The 19,459-nt window shown below is 67.4% G+C and carries 14 protein-coding genes; 4 read left to right on the top strand and 10 right to left on the bottom strand.

Annotation, left to right across the window (positions count from 1 at the left end; translation table 11 throughout):
* Positions 1–249: 249 nt before the first annotated feature.
* The 6 genes from acs to BLR75_RS00520 all read right to left on the bottom strand — a co-directional run bounded on the left by acs (position 250) and on the right by BLR75_RS00520 (position 8,106).
* Positions 250–2,211, bottom strand: a complete 1,962-nt coding sequence (gene acs, locus BLR75_RS00545; protein WP_084313123.1) for an acetate--CoA ligase — start codon at positions 2,209–2,211, stop codon at positions 250–252.
* Positions 2,212–2,455: 244 nt separating this feature from the next.
* Positions 2,456–3,271: an HpcH/HpaI aldolase/citrate lyase family protein gene (locus BLR75_RS00540; RefSeq protein WP_084313122.1), complete on the bottom strand. Its 816-nt coding sequence runs from the start codon at positions 3,269–3,271 to the stop codon at positions 2,456–2,458.
* Positions 3,272–3,443: 172 nt separating this feature from the next.
* Positions 3,444–4,637, bottom strand: a complete 1,194-nt coding sequence (locus BLR75_RS00535; RefSeq protein WP_084313121.1) for a CaiB/BaiF CoA transferase family protein — start codon at positions 4,635–4,637, stop codon at positions 3,444–3,446.
* A 76-nt stretch (positions 4,638–4,713) separates the two neighbouring features.
* Positions 4,714–6,066 carry an MmgE/PrpD family protein gene (locus tag BLR75_RS00530; RefSeq protein WP_084313120.1) on the bottom strand — a complete coding sequence of 451 codons (1,353 nt, stop codon included), beginning with the start codon at positions 6,064–6,066 and terminating at the stop codon, positions 4,714–4,716.
* A gap of 10 nt (positions 6,067–6,076) precedes the next feature.
* Complete coding sequence (locus tag BLR75_RS00525) at positions 6,077–7,240, bottom strand: acyl-CoA dehydrogenase family protein (RefSeq protein WP_084313119.1); 1,164 nt, start codon at positions 7,238–7,240, stop codon at positions 6,077–6,079.
* A gap of 38 nt (positions 7,241–7,278) precedes the next feature.
* Positions 7,279–8,106, bottom strand: coding sequence for an HTD2 family dehydratase (locus BLR75_RS00520; protein WP_084313118.1), 828 nt, complete (start codon positions 8,104–8,106; stop codon positions 7,279–7,281).
* A 119-nt stretch (positions 8,107–8,225) separates the two neighbouring features.
* On the opposite strand from BLR75_RS00520, the gene BLR75_RS00515 reads away from it, so the two are divergent.
* A complete protein-coding gene (locus BLR75_RS00515) occupies positions 8,226–9,161 on the top strand; it encodes a LysR family transcriptional regulator (RefSeq protein WP_084313117.1) in 936 nt (311 codons plus the stop codon).
* A gap of 10 nt (positions 9,162–9,171) precedes the next feature.
* Here BLR75_RS00515 and BLR75_RS00510 read toward each other — a convergent pair whose 3' ends face one another.
* From BLR75_RS00510 to BLR75_RS00500, 3 genes are all read right to left on the bottom strand, one after another.
* Positions 9,172–10,602, bottom strand: coding sequence for an alginate export family protein (locus tag BLR75_RS00510; RefSeq protein ID WP_371858131.1), 1,431 nt, complete (start codon positions 10,600–10,602; stop codon positions 9,172–9,174).
* Between the two features lie 124 nt (positions 10,603–10,726).
* Complete coding sequence (locus BLR75_RS00505) at positions 10,727–12,418, bottom strand: arylsulfatase (RefSeq protein WP_084313115.1); 1,692 nt, start codon at positions 12,416–12,418, stop codon at positions 10,727–10,729.
* A 199-nt stretch (positions 12,419–12,617) separates the two neighbouring features.
* On the bottom strand, positions 12,618–13,565 hold the full coding sequence (locus BLR75_RS00500; protein WP_084313114.1) for a LysR family transcriptional regulator: 948 nt from the start codon (positions 13,563–13,565) through the stop codon (positions 12,618–12,620).
* 205 nt (positions 13,566–13,770) lie between these two features.
* Here BLR75_RS00500 and BLR75_RS00495 point away from each other — a divergent pair, with 205 nt between their 5' ends.
* From BLR75_RS00495 to BLR75_RS00485, 3 genes are all read left to right on the top strand, one after another.
* Positions 13,771–15,924 carry an FUSC family protein gene (locus BLR75_RS00495; RefSeq protein WP_084313113.1) on the top strand — a complete coding sequence of 718 codons (2,154 nt, stop codon included), beginning with the start codon at positions 13,771–13,773 and terminating at the stop codon, positions 15,922–15,924.
* A 363-nt stretch (positions 15,925–16,287) separates the two neighbouring features.
* On the top strand, positions 16,288–16,539 hold the full coding sequence (locus tag BLR75_RS00490; RefSeq protein ID WP_084313112.1) for a DUF2790 domain-containing protein: 252 nt from the start codon (positions 16,288–16,290) through the stop codon (positions 16,537–16,539).
* A gap of 257 nt (positions 16,540–16,796) precedes the next feature.
* Positions 16,797–18,470 carry an MFS transporter gene (locus BLR75_RS00485; RefSeq protein ID WP_084313111.1) on the top strand — a complete coding sequence of 558 codons (1,674 nt, stop codon included), beginning with the start codon at positions 16,797–16,799 and terminating at the stop codon, positions 18,468–18,470.
* On the opposite strand, the gene BLR75_RS00480 is transcribed toward BLR75_RS00485, so the two are convergent.
* Complete coding sequence (locus BLR75_RS00480) at positions 18,467–19,456, bottom strand: glucokinase (RefSeq protein WP_084313110.1); 990 nt, start codon at positions 19,454–19,456, stop codon at positions 18,467–18,469. The two genes, BLR75_RS00485 and BLR75_RS00480, sit on opposite strands and share 4 nt — an antisense overlap.
* Between the last annotated feature and the right edge of the window lie 3 nt (positions 19,457–19,459).

Genomic DNA, 19,459 nt, shown 5'->3' with positions numbered 1-19,459 from the left:
TTTTCCCTCAACGTCGGCGTGGAAGGAGAACACGGCAATCGCCAGCAAGCTGGCTCCTACAAGTTCTGTGCGTGCTTCAGGGGCGGCGCGACTCTGTGTAGCGGGCCATGCCCGCGACCGGTCGCGCCCAGGTGCGCTCCTACAAGGGTAAGCATTACCGCAGGGTGGAGCATCACCACCAAACAGGTAGCACCAGAATGAAAACGCCCCGCCCGGCGAATGCCGGGCGGGGCGTTTTCATTTCGGATTTCAGGCCACGGATGCCTGCATTTCCCGGTGGGTATCGATCAGGTGCTGCACCACGCCCGGGTCGGCCAGGGTGGAGATATCGCCGAGGGTGTCGTACTCGGCGGCGGCGATCTTGCGCAGGATGCGGCGCATGATCTTGCCCGAGCGGGTCTTCGGCAGGCCCGGCGCCCACTGGATGACATCCGGCGTGGCGATCGGGCCGATTTCCTTGCGCACCCAGGCCTTGAGTTCCTGGCGCAGTTTCTCGTCGGCCAGTTCACCGGCATTCAGGGTGACGTAGACGTAGATGCCCTGCCCCTTGATGTCGTGCTGCATGCCGACCACCGCGGCCTCGGCCACTTTCGGGTGGGCGACCATGGCGCTCTCGATCTCGGCGGTGCCCATGCGGTGACCGGAGACGTTGAGCACGTCGTCGACGCGACCGGTGATCCAGTAGTAGCCGTCCTCGTCGCGGCGCGCGCCGTCGCCGGTGAAGTACATGCCCTTGAAGGTCTTGAAGTAGGTGTCGACGAAGCGGTCATGATCGCCATACAGGGAGCGCGCCTGGCCCGGCCAGGAGTCGAGGATCACCAGGTTGCCCTCGGTGGCGCCCTCAAGGATGTTGCCGAGGTTGTCCACCAGCGCCGGCACCACGCCGAAGAACGGCTTGGCGGCGGAGCCCGGTTTCATGGCGTGGGCGCCCGGCAGCGGGGTCATCAGGCAGGCGCCGGTTTCGGTCTGCCACCAGGTGTCGACGATCGGGCAGCGCGACTGGCCGACGGTCTCGTAGTACCACTGCCAGGCTTCCGGGTTGATCGGCTCGCCCACCGAACCCAGCAGGCGCAGGCTGGAGCCATCGGCGCCTTCGACGGCGGCCTTGCCTTCGGCCATCATGGCGCGGATCGCGGTCGGCGCGGTGTAGAGGATGTTGACCTTGTGCTTGTCGATGATCTGCGACACGCGGGTGATGTCCGGATAGTTCGGCACACCCTCGAACAGCACGGTGGTGGCGCCGTTGGCCAGCGGACCGTAGACCACGTAGCTGTGGCCGGTGACCCAGCCGATGTCGGCGGTGCACCAGAAGACCTCGCCCGGACGGTAGTCGAACACCCGCTCGTGGGTCAGCGCGGCGTACACCAGGTAGCCGCCGGTGGTGTGCAGCACGCCCTTCGGCTTGCCGGTGGAACCGGAGGTGTAGAGGATGAACAGCGGTTCCTCGGCGCCCATTTCCTTCGGCGCGCAGGTGCTGCCGGCGACCTTCATCAGGTCCTCGTACCAGACGTCGCGGTGCTGGTTCCACTTGATGTCGGAGCCGGTGCGCTTGCAGACGATGATCTTCTGCACGCTGCTGGTTTCCGGGTTGGTCAGGGCGTCGTCGACGTTGGCCTTCAGCGGGGTCTTCTTGCCGCCGCGCAGGCCTTCGTCGGCGGTGATGACGATCTTGGACTTGCAGTCGATGATGCGGCCGGCCAGGGCTTCCGGAGAGAAGCCGCCGAACACCACGGAGTGGATCGCGCCGATGCGGGTGCAGGCGAGCATGGCCACCACGGCTTCCGGGATCATCGGCATGTAGATGGTCACCACGTCGCCGCGGTGCACGTCCTGGCCGCGCAGGGCGTTGGCGAACTTGCAGACCTGCTCGTGCAGTTCGCGGTAGGTGATTTCGCGGTGTTCGGAAGGATCGTCGCCTTCCCAGATGATCGCGATCTGGTCGCCGCGCTCGGCGAGGTGGCGGTCGAGGCAATTGTAGGAGACGTTCAGGGTGCCATCGGCGAACCACTTGATGTCGACGTGATGGTCGTCGAAGGACGTCTGCTTGACCTTGGTGAACGGCTTGATCCAGTCGAGGCGCTGGCCCTGTCCGCGCCAGAAGCCATCCGGGTTGACCACCGACTGCTGGTACATCGACTTGTAGGTGGCTTCGTCAGTCAGGGTACGGGCGGCCGCTTCGGGACGCACGGGATACACGGATGCCGCAGTCATGCTGTTACCTCGGTTCGGAGTGTTGTTTTTGTTGTTGACATTTGTAATGGCGACCCACCCGCCGGACCATTCGACCATGGTCTTAACCACGTGGCACTAGTACTGATGGGCCCCATAAGCGCGACTGACGGAAAAAAGAAAGCGCCCATGGCAGAGCCGATGGGCGCGATGCGCGAGGAAGAACTAACGGTATTTTTGTTGGTATGCGGCAGGGAGGATTTCCCTGTCCGCGAGTGGATGCGGGTTACCCGGCCACGCTCTCCAGCACCCGGCGGGCGCGGGCGATCACCGGTGCGTCGACCATCTTGCCGTCGACCTTGAACGCCGCGGCACCGCTGGCGGCGCCTTCCATCACGCGGCGCGCCCAGGCGAGTTCCTCGGCGCTCGGCGCCAGCGCGGCGTGCACCACGGCGACCTGCCGCGGATGGATGCACAGCGCGCCGAACAGGCCCATGTCATGGCTGCGACGCACCACGGCGGTGAAGCCTTCCTCGTCGTCGAACGCCGGGTAGACGGTATCCAGCGGCGGCTGCAGGTCGTGCACGCGCGACTGCAGGAGCATGTCGTAGCGCAACTGGTCGAGCATCGCCTCGGCCCCCGCGCTGCCGGCGCGCAGGCCGAGATCGACGGCGAAGTCGAGGGCGCCGAACGTCAGGCGCTGCACGCCTTCGCAGGAAGCGATCTCGCGCAGCGCCAGGGCGCCGGCGGCGCTTTCCACCAGCGGCCAGATCGGCTTGCCGGTGGACGCCGCGAGACGCACCTCGACGGCACTTTCCGCCTTCGGCAGCAGCACCCCGGCAACGCCCCGCTGTTCGCGGCAGAAGGCGATATCGGCGGCGAATTCGGCGTGGTCGACGGCATTCACCCGAACCCAGACGCGCACGCCCGGGCTGGTTTCGAGGAAAGCGGCCAGATTGATGCGCGCCTGGGCCTTCTGGTCCTCCTCCACCGCATCCTCGAAATCGACGATGACGGCATCGGCGCCAACCGCCAGGGCCTTGGCGAAGCGCTCCGGACGGCTGCCGGGGACGAACAGGGCGGAGCGGATGTATTGGGTCATGGGGAATTCCTTGATGAATGGCGACGCGAGACTGTCGCGGGCATGGCCCGCTCCTACGGTTTGGCGGGTCGTTTCGCGTAGGGCGCATAACGCGCCAGCGTTATCCGCCGCCATTTGAACGCAGGAGCGTCCTCGGATGCATTCCCACGCAGGAGCGTGGGAACGATCTCGATCACACCGCCCCGCTATCGTGCATCCGCTGGATATCGGCCGGCGTATAGCCCAGCTCCGCCAGCAGCTTGTCGGTATGCTCGCCGAGGCCCGGCACCGCGTCCATGCGCGGCTCGAACGCATTGCTGCGGCCCGGCGGCAGCATGGCCGGCAGCGTGCCGACCGGGCTGCCGATCTCGCGCCAGCTGTCGCGCGCCTTGAGCTGCGGATGGTTCCACAGGCCCTGCATGTCGTTGACGTGGGCGTTGGCGATCTGCGCCTGCTCCAGGCGCTCGACCACTTCCTCGGCCTTGAGGGAGGAGAACGCCTCGACGATGGCCGCGCGCAGTTCGTCGCGATTGGCGACGCGCAGCGCGGTGCTGGTGAAGCGCGCATCCTCGATCAGTTCGGGACGCTGCAGGACCACGCGGCAGAACGCCGCCCATTCGCGCTCGTTCTGCACGCCGAGCATCACGGTGCCGCCATCGCCCACCGGGAACGGCCCGTAGGGGTAGATGGTGGCGTGGGCCGCGCCGGCGCGTACCGGAGGCTTGGCGCCCTCGAAGGCGTAGTACATGGGGAAGCTCATCCACTCCGCCATGCTTTCCAGCATCGACACGTCGATACGGCTGCCCTTGCCGGTCTGTCCGCGCAGCAGCAGCGCCGAGAGGATGCCGCTGTAGGCGTACATGCCGGCGGAAATGTCGGCGATGGAGCAGCCGGCCTTGGCCATCTCGTCCTCGCCCGGACCGCCGGTGACCGAGAGGAAGCCGCTCTCGCTCTGGATCAGCAGGTCGTAGGCCTTCTTGTCCTGGTACGGACCGCCTTCGCCATAGCCGGAAATGTCGCAGACGATCAGCCGCGGGAAGCGCTCGTGCAAGGCCTCGAACGACAGCCCCATGCGCGCGGCGGCGCCCGGTGCGAGGTTCTGCACCAGCACGTCGGCCTGGCCGAGCAGCTGTTCGAGCACGCCCTGCGCCTCTGCCTGCTTGAGGTCCAGGCTCAGGCTTTCCTTGGAACGGTTGGTCCACACGAAGTGCGAGGCCATGCCGCGCACGCGCTCATCGTAGCCACGGGCGAAGTCGCCGACGCCGGGGCGCTCGACCTTGATCACCCGCGCGCCGAGGTCGGCGAGCTGGCGGGTGCAGAACGGCGCGGCGATGGCGTGTTCGAGGCTGATCACGGTGATGCCGTCGAGGGGACGGGGATTGTTCATTTGCGAACTCCAGTGAATCGAAGGCCCCTCACCCCAGCCCTCTCCCGGAGGGAGAGGGGGCGGTGCGGAGCGGGCGTCAGGCGATCGCCTGAACGTCGTCCAGTTGATGCAGGCGCCAGACCTTGGCGATCAGCTCGCTGCCCTGCTCCGGGCTGCGTGCGCCGGAGTACGCCAGCAGGCGCTGGAACTTGTCTTCCAGCTCCGGACGGCTGAGAGTGTTGCCCGGATCGCCCTTGGGCTCGTCGATCGCGCCTTGCAGCTGGCGGCCATCGACGGTCGTCACCTCGACGCGGCCCAGCCAGCGCTGCGGATAGGCGCCGTCCACTTCCGGGTCGAGCACCATGCTCACCTTCTCGCGGAAGGCGGCGACGCGCGGGTCGGTCAGGGAGAAGGCGTCGAACTCGACCAGTCCGGCCTTGCCATGCACGGCGAGCAGGCCGAGCACGGTGCCCATGGAGAATTTCGCCTGGTGCACGGTCTGCGGGACCACCACGCGACCGAGCACGTCGATGGCGCCCTGGTGCACGCGGGTGACCACGCGCTCGATCTGCTCGGCGGCCAGCCCTTCGCGCTGCATCAGGTCCAGCAGCGCGTCGGCGGCCGGATGGGTGTGGCGGCAGGAAGCGTGGAACTTGAAGGAGGTCTCGGCCAGCGCCCAGCGGGTGCCGAGGCCATCGACCAGCCACTTGGCGTCGGCGTCCTTCGACATGCCGGCAGCCATGCCCTGCTCGCCTTCGAGGATGTTCTTCGCCCCAGTCAGGCCCTCGGCGGTCATGTACGCGGCCAGCAGGCCATCGGCGGCGGCCTTGGCGGTGTGCAGCTGCTTGGAATCCGCCGCCTCGCGGAGGAATTCCCACAGCCCGGCGGCCTGGGTGCCGGCGCTGCCGATGCAGTTGAGGAACTGCTCGGTGTCGAAGTCCAGCAGCTTGGCCACGGTCACCGCGGCGGCCAGGGTGCCGACGGTCGCGGTGGTGTGGAAGATGCGGTAGTGCGAGCGGCCGAGGAACTCGCCGATGCGGATGCCGGCCTCGTAGCCGGCCACCGAGGCGAGGATCAGGTCGCGGCCGGACTTGCCGAGATCCTGCGCCGCTGCCAGCGCGGCCGGGAAGACCACGGTGGCCGGGTGCAGCACGGAGCTGTTGTGCAGGTCGTCCTGCTCGATCAGGTGCGAGCTGGCGCCATTCACCAGCGCGGCGAAATAGGCGGAAGTGCGCTTGCCGTTGACCAGCACGGCGCAGTTGCCGTCGGCCGGGCCCATCTTCTGCGCGTAGCGCTCGAACAGCGGGATCGGGTGCTGGCCCTGGCTGCCAAGGGCCGAGGCCAGCCAGTCGAGGAACAGGTCTTCGGTGCGCTCGACCACCGACTGCGGCAGGTCTTCGTAGCGCAGGCCAGCGAGGAACTCGGCGAGACCGCGGGTAGCGTTGCTCATCGTGTTCTCCTTAGAACGAACGCGGCAGCTCGAGGATGTGCTCGGCCACGTAGGACAGGATCAGGTTGGTGGAGATCGGCGCCACCTGGTACAGACGGGTCTCGCGGAACTTGCGCTCGACGTCGTATTCGCAGGCGAAGCCGAAGCCGCCGTGGGTCTGCAGGCAGGCGTTGGCCGCCTCCCAGGAAGCCTTGGCCGCCAGGTACTTGGCCATGTTGGCGCAGCCACCGGCGGTGCTCAGGCCGGCGTCGTACTCCTGGCAGGCGCGCCAGCGCATCAGGTCGGCCGCTTCCACTTCGATGTGCGCTTCGGCGATGGGGAACTGGATGCCCTGGTTCTGGCCGATCGGGCGGCCGAACACCACGCGGTCGCGGGCGTACTGGCTGGCCTTCTCGATGAACCAGCGGCCGTCGCCGATGCACTCGGCGGCGATCAGGGTGCGCTCGGCGTTGAGGCCGTCGAGGATGTACTTGAAGCCCTTGCCCTCTTCGCCGATCAGGTTCTCGGCGGGGATTTCCAGGTTGTCGAAGAACAGCTCGTTGGTCTCGTGGTTGACCATGTTGGCGATCGGGCGGACGGTCAGGCCGTTGCCGATGGCCTCGCGCAGGTCGACCAGGAAGATCGACATGCCTTCGGACTTCTTCTTCACCTCGGCCAGCGGGGTGGTGCGCGCCAGCAGGATCATCAGGTCGGAGTGCTGGATACGCGAGATCCACACCTTCTGGCCGTTGATCACGTACTTGTCGCCCTTGCGCACGGCGCTGGTCTTGATCTTGGTGGTGTCGGTGCCGGCGGTCGGCTCGGTCACGCCCATCGACTGCAGGCGCAGGTCACCGGCGGCCAGGGCCGGCAGGTACTTGCGCTTCTGCTCCTCGCTGCCGTTACGCAGCAGGGTGAACATGTTGTACAGCTGGCCGTGCACGGTGCCGGAGTTGCCGCCGCAACGGTTGACTTCCTCGAGGATCACCGAAGCCTCGGCCAGGCCCAGACCCGAACCGCCGTACTCGACCGGAACCATCGCCGACAGCCAGCCGGCCTTGGCCATGGCGGTGACGAACTCATCCGGGAAGCCCTTCTCTTCGTCGATCTTGCGCCAGTATTCGGCCGGGAATTGCGCGCAGAGGGCACGGACGCCTTCGCGGATGGCATTCATTTCTTCGCTGTTCGGGTTCATTCGGCGGTTCCTTGATTCTTGTACGTTTGCAGAGGTGTTCAATCGAATTCGACTTCGGCGCGCTGGGCGATGCCGCCGGCATTGGCGGCCCACAGTTCGGCCTTGCCGGGGGCGACGATGCGTCCGCCGACCTCGAAGGGTTCGGGAGCGATCAGCGGGCGCTGGCCGCGATAGCTGAAGCGGCGCACCCGCGCCTGCGGGTTGGCGCGGCAGAACGCGCGCAGGTTCAGCGTGGCGATCAGCGGGCCGTGCACCACCAGGCCCGGGTAACCCTCGGCCTCGGTGACGTAGGGCCAGTCGTAGTGGATGCGGTGGCCGTTGAAGGTGACGGCGGAGTAGCGGAACAGCAGGGTCGGCGTCGGCGCCACGCGCTCGTTCCACTCGCCTTCCGGGGTAGGTTCGCCGGCGCCGAGCTTGGGCGGGGTCGGCTCGCGGTAGACGATGTTCTGGATCTCGCGGATGACCAGGTGCCCATCCTGAAGGTATTCATGGCGCAGGGTCACGAACAGCAGCGAGCCGGTGCGGCCGTGCTTTTCCTCGACGTTCTCGATGCGGGTCTGGCGCACGACTTCCGCACCCACGCGCAGCGGCTCGAAGAACTCCAGCTCGCCGCCGGCCCACATGCGATTGCGGTTGTCCGCGGGAGGCAGGAACCCACCGCGCGCCGGGTGACCGTCCACGCCCAGGCCTGCCTCGTCCACCGGCTCCTGGAAGAACGCCCAGTGCCATAGCGGCGGCAGGGACTGCCCGTTGCGCGGCGCGGGTTCGCTGAAGGTCGCGGCGATGCGCTTGACCAGGTTGGCGCTCAACTGGTCGGCGGCCTCTTCGCGACGACCTATCCAGGCGCTGAAAGTGGTATCGCTCATGTCGCGGGCTCCGTGATCTGGAAAGTCCACAGACGATGCGACAGCCGCCGCGTTTTGTGAATTTGCTTTTTCAACCAGGAGCGTTCAGCTTAGGTGAACGCCAACACCGAGCCCGAACCATGCATTTCGATCTGCCGGACCTGCGTCTGTTCATCCACATCGCCGAGTCCCCCAGCCTCACCCAGGGCGCACGCAAGGCCTTCCTCTCGCCGGCCGCCGCCAGCGCGCGAATCAAGGCCCTGGAAGGCCAGCTCGGCAGCCGCCTGCTCTACCGTGACAGCCGCGGCGTCGAACTGACGCCCGCCGGCGAACGCCTGCTGCAGCACGCGCGGCTGATCATGCGCCAGGTGGACTACCTGAAGAGCGAATTCACCGAGTACGCCAGCGATGCCGCCGGGCATATCCGCATCTTCGCCAACACCACGGCGGTCACCGAATTCCTCCCGGAAATCCTCGCCGGCTTCCTCGCCGAACGCCCGGGGGTGACGGTGGACCTGCAGGAGCGGCTGAGCCGGGACATCGTGCGCGGCGTGCTGGACGGTTCCACCGACCTCGGCATCATCGCCGGCCCGGTTTCCGCCAGCGGCCTGCAGGTGCTGCACTTCAGCACCGACCGCCTGCTCCTGGCGGTGCCCCACGGCCACCCGCTGGCCGGGGCGAAGACGCTGAAACTGCGCGACACCCTGCGCTACCCCCACGTCAGCCTGCCGGAAGGCACCACCCTGCACGCCTTCCTGCTCGACCAGGTGGAACAGATGGGCGAGCAACTGACCCTGCGCATCCAGGTGTCCAGCTTCGAGGCGATCTGCCGGATGATCGAGAGCGGCGTGGGCATCGGCGTCATCCCCGAATCCGCCGCCCGCCGCCACAGCCGGACCATGAAGCTGGCGACCATCGCCCTCGACGAACCCTGGGCGGTGCGCGAACGCAGCATGCTGGTGCGCGACATCGAGGCGCTGCCGAGCTGCGTGCGGGCGTTGATCGAGACGTTGCAGCGGTATGGCGGGACGGCCCTGGAGGAAGAAAGCAGCGGAGCCGCCCGGCCGGCAGGCTGAACCGCTCTACCTAGAAACGGAAGGTGCCGCGCAGCGAGACGAACTGACTGTCTTCGCCCCCGGCGCTGCGTACTGCCCGTCCCACGTCGTAGTACTTGTAATCCAGGTCGACGGTCAGGTTGGTGGAGGCGAGCCACTTCACGTTGGCCCGGAGAATGGTGCCGATATCCCGCCCGGAACTCTGTTCGGCGGTCGCGGCGACGACCATCCCCGGGAAGTACACGGCGCCGTCCGCGCTCTCCTTCCAGGCCTTGAACAGCCCCGGCTCGATCCGCAGCGTCGGCCAGGGTGAAAAGGCCAGGACCGGGCCGACGATGATGGCGTTGGACAGGGTGATCAGGGCCGCCTCGCCATACACGCCGTTGCGCGGGAACAGCGGATCGAAGGTCTCCACCCGATCGTCTCCGGCCTGCCTGTCGCCGCTGGCGGCATCGATGCGCAACCCCAGGCGCGGTCGCCAGGGACCGGCGAAGCTGTAGCCGCTGTCGGTGGAAAACGCCCAGGCACGGATGTCCGCGCTCGCCATGTCGCCGAACTGGCCAGCCAGATCCCAGCTCCAGTCGAACGGGCCGGCATTCCCGAAGATCCGGGTGCCCAGGGTGTAGCGCTCCTCCTCGCCGGTGAGTCCGGCCAGGCTCCGCGCCTCCGTTTCCAAGCCGAAGCCGTAGAGATCGACATTCCAGCCACGGCTCAGGGGTAGCGTCCCGTACAGGCCATAGAACTTCACGTTGTTGTTCGAGCCGTCGTCGAAGGAATCCTTGTCCAGCCGCACCGGACGCACGGCGAAGGCATCCAGCTTGCCGCCCTGCGCCCATTTCATGCTCAGGCGCAGGCCATCGAAGGTCTGGCGGATGTTGGGCACATCCCGATAGGTCACCCAGGCCTGGTTGCCATAGGCCATTTCCTGACGCCCCACGCGGGCCGTCAGGCTCGCATCGGCCAGCTCGAAGCGACCGTCGATGAACGCCTGGTGCACGTCGTTGCGGCTTTCGTCGGTCGGCGAGAGCTGGTCCTTGCCCCAGGCGCGGGTGTTCTCGACCTGCACGAAGGCGCGCAGCCGGTCATCCAGCAGATGCAGATCGGCATGGGCCTGCAGGCGCTGCATCAGGTAGGAATCGTCGTCGCTGTCGCGCAGCCCCAGGAACGGTTCGTCGAAGGCGTCCGCGCGGTAGCGGACCTCGCCGCCGAGCTGCAGCCAGGCCGACTCGGACAGGCGGTGATAGCGGAAGGAGTCGAACGGATCGGTGCGCTTCTGCGCGTCATCGAGAAATCGATAGTCCTCCAGCCAGCGCGGCAGCCCGGGGCGCAGGGGCCGCTCCTGCTCGAGCGGGTTGGCCAGGGTGAAACCGGCCGGGAAGGCCAGCGTGGCCAGCAGGCTGGCGCAGGACACGCCCAGCAGCCGTCTGGCCGGCACGGATAGGGTGCATGGAGACATCGTCAAGGCTCTTCGTTGTTTTTCTGGTGATTGCCCGGGTTCGGCTTCCCCGGGCCGGAACGGGCCCGGGAAAGAAACGACCCGCGCATTGGAGGGGACGAGCGAGCGCCCCGCTATTCGAAGCGGAAGGTCACTGGATGCAGGTGGTGAAGAGGCAGTTCATCTGGCCGTACTTGTAGCGAATCGGTGCCGGCACGATGCCGTTGTTCTGCGAATAGGCCTCCCAGTCGGCCGCCAGCTCGGCGACCTTTTCCGGGTTGCTGGCGGACAGGTCATGCCTGAACGCCGGATCTCCGGACAGGTCATACAGCTCCCAGTTGCCCGTACCGTAGGGCGGCTTCTGCATCTGGGCTGCCCATTGGCCCTTGTACATGGCGCGACGGCCGTTGAACTCCCAGCCCAGCGCGCGCTCCGGCTGATCTTGGCCCTTGAGGGCGGCAAGCATGGAGCGCCCTTGCAGCGCCAGCAGCCGGTTGCCCTGGTACTGCCCGGGATACTTCACGCCGGCCAGTTCCAGAACGGTGGGTACGAAGTCCATGGCATGCAGCACGTCGCGATTGATCTGGCCGCCCTCGACCGCCTGCGGGTAGCGGATGATCGCCGGAACCTGGATACCACCCTTGGCGACGAAGCTCTTGAAGTAGGGGAACGGCGTCGCGCCCACCTGCGCCCACTTCGGCCCGAGGGTGACGTAGGAGCCCTTGCGGCCCATGTTTTCCGGGCTGTTGTCGAAGGTCTGGTCGACCCAGTCCTTGATCCCGTTGCGGTCCTCGGTGGTGCCCAGGGATTCGGCGGTGGACGACTCCGGCCCGTTGTCGGACATGAACAGGATGAGGGTGTTGTCGAGTTCGCCGGTCTTGCGCAGATGCTCGACCACACGACCGATGTTGTGGTCCAGGTTGTCGACCATGGCCGCGTAGATCTGCATCGCCCTGGTCTGCTCCATGCGCTGCGCCTCGGTCAGCTCCTCCCAGCGGGGCAGCTTGTCCTTCAGCGGATCGTTGGCCTGGGTGCCCGGCGGCAGGATGCCGAGTTCGATCATCCGCGCCAGGCGCTTCTGCCGCAGCGCCTCATAGCCATCAGCGTAGGCGCCGGCGTACTTCGCCAGGTACTGGTCCGGAGCCTGTAGCGGCCAGTGCGGTGCGGTGAAGGCCAGGTAGGCGAAGAACGGCTTGCCGGGCTGGCGGTCCTGCTTCAGGTACGCGAGCAGGCGGTCGGTATAGAAATCGCTGGAGTAGAAGTCCTCCGGAATCGATACATCCTTGCCGTCTTCCAGATAGCGGGCCTTGTAGTTGCCCGGGAACATCTGGGTCTTGTCCATATGGCTGGCGCCGCCCGGCAGCAGGGTGTAGGAGCGCTCGAAGCCACGGGCGGCGGCATTGGTTTCAGCGGTGGCTCCCAGATGCCACTTGCCGGTCATGAAGGTGTTGTAGCCGTTGTCCCTGAGCAGTTCGGCCAGCGTCGCCACGCGTTTGTTCAGATGCCCTTCGTAGCCGGGCTTGCCCTGCTGTTCGGGCTGCAGGTATTCGGCCATGGTTCCCAGGCCGGCCTGGTGGTTGTCAACGCCGGTCAGCAGCATCGAGCGGCTTACCGAACAGGTCGGCCCTGCATAGAAGTTGGTCAGGCGCACGCCCTGGTCGGCGAGTCCCTGGAGGGTTGGCGTGGAGATTTCTCCACCGAACGGCTGGGTATCGGAAAAGCCCAGGTCGTCCGCGACGATCAACAGGACATTGGGGCGTTCCGGCGGAGCGGCCTGAACTTCCAGGCCCGGGCATAGCAATGGGAAAAGGAGCGCAAGGGCGCGGCGAGGCATTCTGAACATGGTCCTACCTTTTCTTGGTCTTGTAGTGGCGAATCGCGCGACCAGACCCGCCACCCCGCCCGGATGAGCTGGAACAGGGAGCGCCAGACACGCAATTGGACCTTAGTCGGCAGGAGTGCCACGAACAATCAGACGCATCACGAACTGAGTGTCCACGAAACGCGAACAATCCGCCGTGGCAGCCTTCGCCAGCGAGCGGCTAGGTCCCCAGCTTCCCGCCCAGCTCCGCCATCATCCGCTCGTGCTCTTCGAGCATCCCCGGCAGGCAGTCGCGGAGGAACTCCACCCAGGTGCGGATCTTCGCGTCGAGGTACTGTCGCGACGGGTACAGCGCGTAGACGTTGAGGTGGAACAGGCTGTAGTTGGGCAGCACGCGCACCAGCGAACCGTTCTTCAGCCCCTGCACCGCCGAGTACACCGGCAGCGCGCCGATGCCCATGCCGGCGACCAGCGCCTCGGTCATGGCGTCGGCGGTGTTCACCTGGAAGTGGGTGTGGTTGATGGTCGCCAGCTCCTGGCCGTCCGGGCCGTCGAACAGCCACTTGTCCAGCGACATCACCGAGTTGACCAGGCGCAGGCAGCGGTGCGCGGCGAGGTCGGCGGGCGTCTTCGGGTTGCCGTGCGCCGCGACGTAGGCCGGCGAGGCGCAGAGCACGCTGTAGGTCTGCCCGAGGCGCTTGGAGACGAAGCCGGAGTCCGGCAGCTCCCGGGCGATCACCACGGAGATGTCGTAGCCCTCGTCGAGGATGTCGGTGGTGCGATTGGCCAGGGTCAGGTCGAAGCTGACTTCCGGGTAGATCTCGCAGTACTGCGAGATCGCCCTGATCAGGTAGTGCTGGCCGATGCCGGTCATGGCGTGCACCTTCACCTTGCCCGCCGGCTTGGCGTGGGCGTCGCCGGCCTCCGCCTCGGCTTCCTCGATGTAGCCGAGGATCTGCTGGCAGCGCAGCAGGTAGCGCTGGCCGGCCTCGGTGAGGGCGATGCGGCGGGTGGTGCGGTGCAGCAGGCGGGTGCGCAGGTGGGCTTCGAGCTTGGCGACGGTGCGCGAGACGTAGGCGGTGGTGAGGTCCATGCGCTGGGCGGCGGCGGTGAAGCTGCCGGTCTCGGCGACACAGACGAAGGTACGCATGTTGTGCAGGAGATCCATGATCGCCTCTGGAAAAGGACGACAGATTGTCGCATGTTTCAAAATGTTGATTGTTATCCGGCCAGGCAACAATCAATCGCTCAACCGTCAGCTTATCCGTCTTCCGGCCGCCTTCTAGAATCGCCCTCCCCTGCGGCCTCAGGACCACCCGCTGTGCCCTGCCTCGCGCCTTTCCCCGCCCCTCCGTCCATTTCGAGATAAGCCCATGCCCAGCCTTTCCGCGCGTCTGCCGAATGCCGCCGCGCTGCGCCTGGCGCTGTCCGCCTGGGCGCACAGCGACGGGGTCACCTGGGTGTTCATCGCCAAGGCGCTGATCACCGCCTTCACCGCCCTCTGGCTGGCCTACCGCCTGGAACTGCCGCAGCCGAACACCGTGCTGGTCAGCGCCTTCATCGTCCTGCAGCCGCAGAGCGGGCAGGTGCTGGCGAAGAGTTTCTACCGCATCCTCGGCACCCTGCTCGGGCTGAGCGTGATGGTCACCCTGATCGCCCTGTTCAACCAGGAGCGCGTGCTGTTCCTGCTCAGCGTGGCGCTCTGGGTCGGCCTGTGCACCGCCGGCGCGGCGCGCTACCGCGACTTCCGCGCCTACGCCTGCCTGCTCGCCGGCTACACCGCGGTGATGATCGGCATCCCTGCCACGCTGCATCCGGAAGGCGCCTTCATGCAGGCGCTGTGGCGGGTGCTGGAGATCAGTCTGGGTATCCTCTGCACCGGCGTGGTCAGCGCGGTGGTGCTGCCGCAGACCAGCAGCGCCGCCCTGCGCAACGCGCTGGACACGCGCTTCGGCGACTTCGCCGGGCTGGCCAGCGCCGGGCTCGCCGGCAACCTCGACGCCACGCGCTTCGAACAGGCCAGCGCACGTATCGCCGCCGAATCGGTGGGCCTGGAAAGCCTGCGCAACGTCACCGTCTTCGAGGACCCGCACATGCGCCTGCGCAGCGGCCGGCTGGCGCGGGTGAACAGCGAGTTCATGCGCATGACCACGCGCTTCCACGCCCTGCAGCGCCTGCTCGACCGCCTGCGCGAACGCCAGGCCGCGGCGCTGCTGGAGGTGCTGATGCCCTGCCTGCTGCAGCTCGCCGACCTGCTCGCCGGCTGGCATGGCCGGCCATTGCGCTACGCCGACGCCGAACGCCTCGCCGCGCAGCTGGACGAATGCAGGCAACAGCTGATGCCGGCGATCCGCGAGGCCCGCGCACTGCTCGCCCGGAGCCGCCCGAAGGAGTCCGACCAGCTCGACTTCGAGACCGCCGCCGAACTGCTGTTCCGCTTCGCCGGCGACCTCCACGACTACGCCCTCACCCACGCCTCGCTGGCCGCACACAAGCACGAGCGCGAGCAGTGGAAGGAACGCTTCACGCCCAAGGCCAACGCCGTCGCCGCGGCCGTCGCGGGATTCCGCTGCGCGCTGCTGGTGCTGGCCGGCGGGATCTTCTGGATCGCCACCTCCTGGCCCAGCGGCGCCACCTTCGCCCTGACTTCGGTGCTGATCGCCGCACTCTCCTCCGCCTCGCCCGATCCCAAGCGCCTGTCGCTGCAACTCACCCTCGGCACCCTGCTCGGCGCCAGCCTCGGCTTCGTCCTGACCTTCCGCGTGCTGCCGCATCTCGACGGTTTCCCGTTGCTGTGCATGGCGCTGGCGCCGATGTTCGCCCTCGGCGCCTTCCTCATCACCCGGCCGCAGTGGAACGGCTATGGCGTCGGCCTGCTGGTGTGGTTCTGCATCGCCTCGCTGCCAGCCAACCTCGCTCGCTACGATGCCTACCACTTCATCAACGAATACCTGGCGATGCTGCTGTCCATGGGCATGGCGGTGATCGCCGCGGTCGTCATCCTGCCGCCGAACCGGCCGTGGCTATGGGAGCGCCTGGAGGCGGAACTGCGCCTGCGTGTGGTGCACGTGATCAGCGACCCGGCGAAGGGCCTTTCCGCAGGCTTCGAAAGCGGCACCCGCGACCTGCTGAACCAGGCGTATGGACTCTCCAGCGGCCGCCCGGACGTACAGCAGCGGCTGCTCCGCTGGATGTTCGTGGTGCAGGAGGTGGGCCTGGCGATCATCGAGCTGCGCCGCGAGCAGGAAGCGTTGCCGGCGGAGCCCTGGTACTCCGAGAGGATGCCCTGGCGCCGGGCGATCCGCGCCATGGGGCGGGCGCTGATCCGCCTGTTCATCCAGCCGGGCGAGGCGAACCGGCTGCGCGCGCTGGGGGCGGTGGAGCATGCGATCCATGCGATCCGCAGCACCCACGAGCCGCATCCGCCGCACTTCGACACTTCGCCGTTGCGGCGGATGTGCAGTTACCTGCATTTCATCCGCACGTCGTTGCTGGACCCGCGCTCGCCGTTGCGGGAGGCGCAATGATTGATCCGATGGACACACCGTGCCGCGTCATTTCGCGGGCATGGCCCGCTCCTACAGGGACTCATCCGCCGCTATTGGACGCAGGAGCGTCCCGGGATGCGTTCCCACGCAGGAGCGTGGGAACGATGAATCTCGCAGGCATGACCCGCTCCAATTGTTGCCTGTGAGTACGAAGTATTTCAGGCCGCCAGACATATGAATCACAGTGGCCAGATCCTAATATTTCCGTGCTGCTACAGCGCGCGCCGCAACACCCCGACTTCCCCGTGACAACCCTCGAAAACTCCCGATCGAGCCGCAGGCACCTGCCGGACCAGGCGTGCCCGCTCGCGGCCCGGTATCGGGCAAAAGGCAGGTAATTCAATGAAAGCTGCATTCATCCTGGCCCTCGCCGGCTTCTCCTCGTTCGCCTTCGCCGATGAGGCGAACGCCGACAGCGTGGCCGTGGAGCAGTACACCTATGACATGAAGCTGGACATCGCCCGGGTGATCTCCAATACCGACGTCTCCAGCCAGTGCGGCGTCGTGCCGGCGCGGATGACCTACGAAGACTCCCAGGGCCAGCGCCACACCATCCAGTACCAGGTCTGGGGCGGCGGCTGTTCCGGCGGCTAGGACGCGCATTTCTCCCCTCGCAAGACCATGGCCATGGATCGGCCATTTCCCCTCCTCCCAGGTCCCCTTGCCATAAATCATTGCCCCGCCAGATAACGCCGCCCCGGCGGATGGCACGGCAGGCAGCCATCGCTACACTTCCCCGGCAGAACATTTCGTAGGAGCGGGCCATGCCCGCGACCGCTCTGCCTGGACGGTTCGCGGGCATGGCCCGCTCCTACAAAAAATCGCCCGAAACAGACTTCAAGGACGTAGCCATGCTCCAGTCCGTTTCACCCAAGCACGACCTGCCCCTGAAACCCGAATCCGACAAGCCCCAGGAACCCCGCAGCGGCGTGCTCGCGCCCTTCTCCATCGGCGCCTTCCGCATCATCTGGATCTGCAACCTGTTCGCCAACCTCGGCACCTGGGCGCAGTCGGTGGCGGCGGCCTGGGTGGTCACCGAGGCGCATGCCAGCCCGCTGATGGTGGCGATGATCCAGGTCGCCTCGGCGCTGCCGCTGGTGCTGCTGTCCATCGTCTCCGGCGTGCTGGCGGACAACCACGACCGGCGCAAGATCATGCTGATCGGCCTGACCCTGGAGCTGAGCGGTGCGGCGCTGGTCACCGGCCTCGCCTTCTTCGGCTACCTCGATCCGCTGATGCTGATCCTGTCGATCCTCTGGCTGTCCCTCGGCAGCTCGATCACCATTCCCGCCTGGCAGGCGGCGGTGAACGAGCAGGTGCCGCCGCGCATGGTCGGCGACGCGGTGCTGCTCAACAGCGTCAACTACAACGTCGCCCGCGCCGCCGGGCCGGCGATCGGCGGCCTGCTGCTGAGCGCCACCGGGCCGGCCTGGGTGTTCCTGTTCAACTGCCTGTGCTACATGGCGCTGATCTGGGCGATCTGGAACTGGCGGCGGGAAATCCCCAAGCGCACGCTGCCGCCGGAGCACATCCTCGAAGGCGTGGTCGCCGCGCTGCGCTTCACCCAGTACTCCAGCGTCACCCGCCTGGTGATGCTGCGTTCCTTCCTCTTCGGCATTTCCGCCAGCGCGGTGTGGGCGCTGCTGCCGCTGCTGGCGCACCGCAACCCGGACGGCAACGCCTCGGTGTACGGCTACATGCTCGGCGCCCTCGGCGTCGGCGCGATCCTCGGCAGCACCATGGTCAGCAAGGCGCGCAAGTGGATCGGCAGCAGCCGGCTGATCAGCCTGGCCGCGGCGGTGCTCGGGCTGGTGATGCTGACCCTCGGCTGGGTCGACGCGCTGTGGGTGCTGTTCCCGGCGCTGGTGGTGGGCGGCAGCTGCTGGATCGCCGCAGTGGCGACCTACAACTCGGCGGTGCAGATACTGGTCCCGGACTGGGTCAAGGCGCGCGCCCTGGCGCTGTACCAGACGGCGATCTACGGCGGCCTGGCGCTCGGCTCGTTCCTCTGGGGCCACTTCGCCGGCAGCATCGGCGTGCAGGGCTCGCTGCTCGCGGCGGGCTGCACCCTGCTGGTCACCGTGGCGCTGCTGTACAACTCGCGGCTGCCGGAGCTGGAGCCCGGCGGCATCGCCCGCGCGCCGGCCAGCGCGCCGGGAGCACCGAGCTTCGCCTTCAACCCGGAGCGCGGCGCGGTGCTGGTGTCCATCGAATACCGCATCCCGGCGGAACGCACCCGCGACTTCGTCCGCGCCAGCCGCCCGCTGCGCCGCCTGCGCCTGCGCAACGGCGCCGAACGCTGGGCGCTGTACCGCGACGTCAGCCAGCCGGAGACCTGGCAGGAGCTGTTCCTGGTGGACAACTGGATCCAGCACCTGCGCATGCTCGACCGCCTGACGCTGGAGGACAAGACGATCATCGACACCGTCAACAGCATGCACGCCGGCGACGGTCCGCCGCTGGTGCGGCATGGGGTCAGCTACGAATCGGCCGGCTACGAGGCGCCGCCCGAGAGTCTCGGCTAGGCACCCGCCAGGGACTGCTCCAGCGCCACGCCGGCGCCGAACAGGCCGGGGTGCTGGGCGGTCATCACCCACACCGGCACCGGGTCGAGGTACGGACCACTGGTCTTGCCGCGCTGGCTGAAGGCTTCGGCGAAGCCGCTGCGGCGGAAACGGTCGAGGAAGCGCGGGACGATGCCGCCGGTGATGTAGACCCCGCCCAGCGCGCCGACGGTCATCACGGCGTTCCCCGCGACCCGCGCCAGCCACAGGAAGAAGTGTTCCAGCACCGCGTCGGCGTAGACGTCGCCGGCCAGCGCCAGTTCGCCGATCTGCGCCGCGCTGGTGCACTTCGGCTGCACGCCGTCGACCTGGCAGCTCAGCCGGTACAGCGTCTCCAGCCCGCGCCCGGAGAGCACGCGCTCCGCCGAGACGTGGCCGTACAGCTCGCGCAGATGCTGCCAGATGGCGAAGTCGCGCTCCGAGGTCACCGGCAGGTCGACGTGCCCGCCCTCGCAGGACAGCACTTCCCAGCCGCCGCCCGGCAACGGCACCAGGCTGCTGACCCCGAGGCCGGTGCCGGGACCGATGATCAGCCGCGCCCGCGCTTGCTGCGCCTGCCCCTGGCGGACGCAGACCAGGTCGTCGCCGCCCAGCCGCGAGGCCGCCCAGGCCATGGTGCTGAAGTCGTTGACCAGCAGCAGATGGCACAGGCCGAGTTCGGCGCGGAAGGCGGCGCGATCGATCACCCAGTGGTTGTTGGTGAAGCGGAAGTCGCCCGCGCCCACCGGACCGGCGCAGGCCAGGCACACCGCCCGGATGGCGCCGAGCGGCTGGCCGCTGCGCTGCAGGTATTCGCGCACCGCATCCTCGATGCGCGGATAGTCGGCGCAGGCCAGCACCTGGATGGCGTCGAGCCGCCCGTCGCGCCACAGGGCGAAACGGGCGTTGGTACCGCCGATGTCGCCGACCAGCGCGACGCCGGCCGGAACCTCAGGTTGCTTGTTCATCGT

It is taken from the genome of Pseudomonas jinjuensis (assembly GCF_900103845.1).
Lineage (GTDB): Bacteria > Pseudomonadota > Gammaproteobacteria > Pseudomonadales > Pseudomonadaceae > Pseudomonas > Pseudomonas jinjuensis.
This window is presented reverse-complemented; position numbering and strand designations above follow the sequence as displayed.